This is a genomic window from Acidovorax cavernicola, assembly GCF_003581445.1.
The window spans coordinates 1-2,053 of the sequence record NZ_QXMN01000161.1 but is presented as its reverse complement, the minus strand read 5'-3'; the positions used below and the strand labels follow the sequence as shown (position 1 = coordinate 2,053).

General features: G+C 67.8%; 2 protein-coding genes. Both read left to right on the top strand.

Annotation, left to right across the window (positions count from 1 at the left end; genetic code table 11):
• Nucleotides 1–1,389: efflux transporter outer membrane subunit (locus D3H34_RS32025; RefSeq protein WP_119558804.1), on the top strand; the 1,389-nt coding region annotated here is incomplete at its 5' end.
• 193 nt (nucleotides 1,390–1,582) lie between these two features.
• The coding region (locus D3H34_RS32020; protein ID WP_147400561.1) for a c-type cytochrome at nucleotides 1,583–2,053 on the top strand (471 nt) is incomplete at its 3' end.

Sequence of the window (2,053 nt, the reverse complement as noted above, 5' to 3'; positions counted from 1 at the left end):
TGCTCGTTCATTCCCACTTACGAGCGCCCCGCGGCGCCCGTGCCCGCAGCCTATCGCAGCGCCCCCGCCCCGCAAGGGGATGGCGCCGTCGCCCAGGCCGCGGCCGCCCTGCCCTGGCAGGAATACTTCACCGACCCGCGCCTGCAGCAGCTGATCGGCCTGGCGCTGACCAACAACCGCGACCTGCAGGTCGCGGTGCTCAACATCGAGCAGGCCCGGGCCCAGTACCGGATCACGCGCGCCGACCAGTTCCCCAGCATCAGTGCTGGCGCCTCGGCCACGCGTTCGCCCGACACCGTGAATGGCGGCTACAACAACAGCTACAGCGTGGGCTTCCTGACTTCGGCCTGGGAGCTGGACTTCTTCGGCCGCATCGGCAGCCTCAAGGAACAGGCACTGGCCCAGTACCTGTCCACCGAGGAAGGCATGCGCGCCACGCAGGTGAGCCTGGTGTCGGCGGTGGCCAGTGGCTGGTACACCCTGGTGGCCGACGCGGAGCTGCTGGCGATTTCGCGCCGCACCCTCGAGACGCGCGAGGCATCGGTCAACCTGACCAAGCTGCGCTTCGATGCCGGCGCGACGTCCGAGCTCGACTACCGCCAGGCGGTGTCGCTGACCGAAGCCGCGCGCGCCACCCTGGCGCAGCAGCAGCGTCAGCGCGCACTCGACGAGAATGCGCTGGCCCTGCTGCTGGGCCAGCCCCTGCCCGAAGATCTGCGCGCCAGCCTGGCCGACATGCGCCTGCAACAGGTGCCCGCGCTGGCCCCGCTGCCCGCGGGCCTGCCGTCGGACCTGCTGATCCAGCGGCCCGACATCCGCCAGGCGGAGCAGACCCTGATCGCGGCCAACGCCAACATCGGCGCGGCGCGCGCGAACTTCTTCCCGCGCATCGCGCTCACCGCCCAGGTGGGCACGGTCAGCAACGAACTCTCGGGGCTGTTCAAGAGCGGCTCCTGGGCGTTCTCGCTCGCACCTTCGGCGCTGCTGCCGGTCTTTGATGCCGACCGCAACAGCGCCAACCTCGACGCGGCCCAGGTCGGCCGGCAGATCGCCGTCGCCCAGTACGAGAAGGCCATCCAGACCGCATTCCGCGAAGTCTCGGACGCGCTCGACAGCCAGGCCACTCTGCAGGAACAGGGCCGGGCACAGCTTGCCCAGCTGGAGGCCGAAACCGTGCGCCTGAAGCTCTCCGATCTGCGCTACAGCAACGGCGTGTCCAGCTACCTCGATCTGCTCGACGCCCAGCGCACGCTGTTCGCGCTCGAGCAGTCCGTGGTGCAGGTGCGTCTGGCCCAGTTGCAGAACCAGCTGCTGCTGTACAAGGCGCTGGGCGGCGGGGTCACCTCGCCCACGCCGCTGGCGAACACCGCGGCCACTGCGCAGCGCTGATATCCGCGCCAGCGAGCCGCCACGCTGCAAAGGCCATGACCTCCGGGGCATGGCCTTTTTTCTTGCGCCAGATCATGTCCCGTTCAGCTTAGTTGCCGTAGTGCACACGCACGGGGAAACGCGCAGCAGCCAGACATCAGGTGCCCCATATAATTCCCTACTGGTCTATACCCCTAAAAATATTGAGGACGTCATGAGTGCCACCCCCCACGAAGAAGCACATGCAGGCCCGATCAAGAACCCCAAGCAGTTGCTGATCGCCGTCTTTCTCTCTTTTGTGATTCCAGTCCTGGTCATCATCGGCCTGGTCATGTTCGTCAACTCCGGCAGCAAGCCCGGCCCGGGCGCCGCCAACCCGGAGATGGCCAAGGCCTTGCGCCTGCAAAAAGTGGGACAAGTGGAAATTCGTGATGCCAACCGTCCGCTGCGCGGCGGCGAAGCGGTCTACAACGGCCAATGCGCGGCCTGCCATGCGGCCGGTGTCGCGGGTGCGCCCAAGTTCGGCGACGCCGCCGCCTGGGGTCCGCGCCTGGCGCACGGCTTCGAGGCACTGGTAGAAGCCGCGCTCAAGGGCAAAGGTGCGATGGCGCCCCAGGGCGGTGGCGATTTCAACGACACCGAAATCGCGCGCGGCGTGGTCTTCATGGCCAATGCCGCCGGTGCG